Genomic DNA, 791 nt, shown 5'->3' with positions numbered 1-791 from the left:
CCGCATATTTCCAGTGGCTTGGCGGTGGTGCATAACGGCATCATCGAAAACTACGAAACCTTGCGTGAGCAGCTTCAGGGCCTGGGGTACGTGTTCACCTCAGACACTGATACCGAAACCATCGCCCACCTTATTCAAGCCTGCTTTAAGGGCCAGGTTGGCGAGCCAGCGGAAAATCTATTCTCTGCCGTGCAGTGCGCCGTGGCACATTTACAAGGTGCGTTTGCGCTGGCGGTGGTGAGTGAAGAAGAGCCGGATTGCTTGGTCGTGGCCCGTGAAGGCTCACCGTTAATGCTCGGCATTGCAGATAATGGCCACTACGCCGCTTCTGATGCCTCGGCGCTGCTGTCCGTTACCCAACAAATGATGTACCTGGAAAACGGTGATGTGGCGCGGTTAACCCGTGAATCGATCACCTTGGTAGATGCCCTGGGTCAGCCAGCCCAGCGGGAAGTGATGACCTCTAGTCTGTCTGCGAATGCGGTAGAGCTGGGTGAGTTTAATCACTACATGCAAAAAGAGATGTTCGAGCAGCCCCAGGCGTTAGGTAATACGTTAGAAATGCTCAGCGGTGCAGGTCAGCTGCAGCCAGGTATTTTTGGTGCTGAGGCGCACGCTGTTTTTGAGCAGGTGGATTCCGTGCTGATCCTGGCGTGTGGTACGTCTAGTTATGCGGGCATGACGGCTAAGTACTGGATTGAGCAAGTCGCTGGCATACCGTGCAACGTGGAAATTGCCAGTGAATACCGGTACCGCGTTAGCGTGGCGAACCCTAACCAGTTGGTGGTGGT

Annotated in this window: 1 protein-coding gene; it reads left to right on the top strand. The window is 54.9% G+C overall.

The window, feature by feature from the left end:
• Positions 1-791: SIS domain-containing protein (locus INT19_RS11855; RefSeq protein ID WP_193060885.1), on the top strand; the 791-nt coding region annotated here is incomplete at both ends.

Origin of the sequence: Halomonas sp. 3A7M (assembly GCF_014897875.1) — a bacterium.
GTDB lineage: Bacteria > Pseudomonadota > Gammaproteobacteria > Pseudomonadales > Halomonadaceae > Vreelandella.
Note: the sequence above shows the minus strand (reverse complement) of the source record. Positions and strands in the feature narration are given on the sequence as shown.